This is a genomic window from Mucilaginibacter sp., from assembly GCF_036383575.1.
Taxonomy (GTDB): Bacteria; Bacteroidota; Bacteroidia; order Sphingobacteriales; family Sphingobacteriaceae; genus Mucilaginibacter.
In genome coordinates this window covers 1-1,758 of record NZ_DASVOB010000749.1, presented here as the reverse complement: position 1 = coordinate 1,758, position 1,758 = coordinate 1, and the positions used below count along the sequence as shown (strand labels likewise).

General features: G+C 42.7%; 4 protein-coding genes. 1 reads left to right on the top strand and 3 read right to left on the bottom strand.

Features of this window, described 5'->3' with window-relative positions:
• Positions 1 to 408, top strand: a 408-nt coding sequence (locus tag VF500_RS26850) for a GNAT family N-acetyltransferase (RefSeq protein WP_330862615.1), incomplete at its 5' end; no start/stop codon positions are given.
• Between the two features lie 7 nt (positions 409 to 415).
• On the opposite strand, the gene VF500_RS26845 is transcribed toward VF500_RS26850, so the two are convergent.
• From VF500_RS26845 to VF500_RS26835, 3 genes are read right to left on the bottom strand one after another with little or no spacing between them, the layout of a single operon-like run.
• Positions 416 to 607, bottom strand: a complete 192-nt coding sequence (locus VF500_RS26845) for a hypothetical protein (RefSeq protein WP_091169281.1) — start codon at positions 605 to 607, stop codon at positions 416 to 418.
• Positions 597 to 1,175, bottom strand: a complete 579-nt coding sequence (locus tag VF500_RS26840; RefSeq protein ID WP_330862614.1) for a zeta toxin family protein — start codon at positions 1,173 to 1,175, stop codon at positions 597 to 599. Before VF500_RS26840 ends, VF500_RS26845 begins: the two co-directional genes overlap by 11 nt.
• Positions 1,168 to 1,707, bottom strand: coding sequence for a GNAT family protein (locus VF500_RS26835; RefSeq protein ID WP_330862613.1), 540 nt, complete (start codon positions 1,705 to 1,707; stop codon positions 1,168 to 1,170). Before VF500_RS26835 ends, VF500_RS26840 begins: the two co-directional genes overlap by 8 nt.
• Positions 1,708 to 1,758: the final 51 nt, after the last annotated feature.

The window sequence follows — 1,758 nt, the reverse complement described above, 5'->3', positions numbered from 1 at the left end:
ATTCTTGAGCGCGAACAGATATCCTTTATGCTTGGCGAGATTTACTCGACAGAGAAAATAACCAAACAGGTTAAAGAAAATCAGCAAACTTACCTGTTACTGGAGGAAGAAGGCAATCCGGTGGCATTTGCAGCCTATTCGCCCCGCGAGGAAAACCCGGAGGTTTATAAGCTGCAAAAGCTATACTGCCTGCCGCAAACCCAGGGCAAAGGCTATGGAAAAGTATTGATTAACGAGGTAGCCCAAAAAACTAAAGATGCCGGTAAGAAAACGCTGGAACTTAACGTCAACAGGTACAATAACGCCAAATCATTCTATGAAAAAATGGGGTTTATCATAGCCTATGAAGAGGATATAGCAATTGGTAAATACTGGATGAACGATTATGTAATGCGGAAAGAGTTATAAGTGATTGTTATTTGGCAGGAAGGGTTTTTAAAAGCTCTTTTGCGGGTACAGCTTTGAAACTGCCGTCTTTATCTCCAATGATAAGGCTTTCGTTGTTGGCAGCGGCAGTTTCAACCAGCTTACGGTTCGCCCGCTTCATGCCTTCAAGCACCTTCGCCTCTAACTCATCCATGCCCATTTTTTGTGCTTTAGTTGTCATTTGCCTGATCTAAAATTACTTTCCAAACGTCGGATTTTATTATTGTTTCTTCTAACGACCCGAAACCTCTTGCCACCACCAGGGAGCCCGTATTTATATTATTTATTACAACCCATTTATCACAAAGAGGTATATACAAAGATACCAAATTTCTTATTCCCCGGTAATATCTCCGTTCTATTACATCGGCAGGGATATTATGGCCTCCTTTACTCACTCGTTTAGCTACTCGTTCCATTGCCATTTCAGGAGAGCTCAACCAAAAAAACAATAAAGTAACTTCATATCCTTTTTGCTGAGCTCTTTTAACCAAGGATACATAACTCCGGGTTGAAAGCGTTGTTTCAAAGGCAAAGTCAACTCCCCGGTTCAGCAACTCATCAATCCGTTGCAGCATGATCCGGCCGGCTTCGAACGCAACACTTTCCGGATTGAAGGGAGATAGTCCCGCCGCGATGTTATCTGCATTTACAAACTCATTACAGTTAAGCAATTCGGGCAAAACTGTATAGCTTGCCGTGGTTTTACCGGCACCGTTACAACCTGCTATGATATACAAATTAGGCATCCTGTGAATTTAATTGTTCATCCTTAAAAATAGCATACATATATTTATCCATCACCTCGCCATTTTTAATAACTGACCTTCGTAGTACGGCCTCCTGAATATAGCCTGCTTTTTCGAGCACCCGTATGGATGCCGTGTTTCTATTATACACACCGGCTTCTAAACGCAATAGCGAAAAATGTTCAAAAGCATAAGTGGTTACCAGTTTTACTGCCGCGGTTGCTAAGCCCTTTCCCCAATGTTCTTCACCAAGCCAATAGCCTATTTCGGCGGTTATGCGGCTTTCGTCGGTAAAAAGTTCAACACCAATGCCGCCGCAGGCTTCACCGTTAACTACTATGGCAAAGTTGGTTAAAGGTTGCTGGTTTTGGGCCAGGTTCACCCAAAATAGCGCATCCTCCATAGTATAAGGGTACGGGAACCTGTCGCGCAAAAAAGCCGATACTTTAGGGTTATCCGCATGCTTTTGAAGTGATGCTTCATCGCCCTGTTGCCACGCCCTCAATAAAAACCCGTTGCCCTGTAGTTCCATTTTGTAACAATAAAATGCTTAAAAATAACAATCATTAGCCAAACTGTTAAA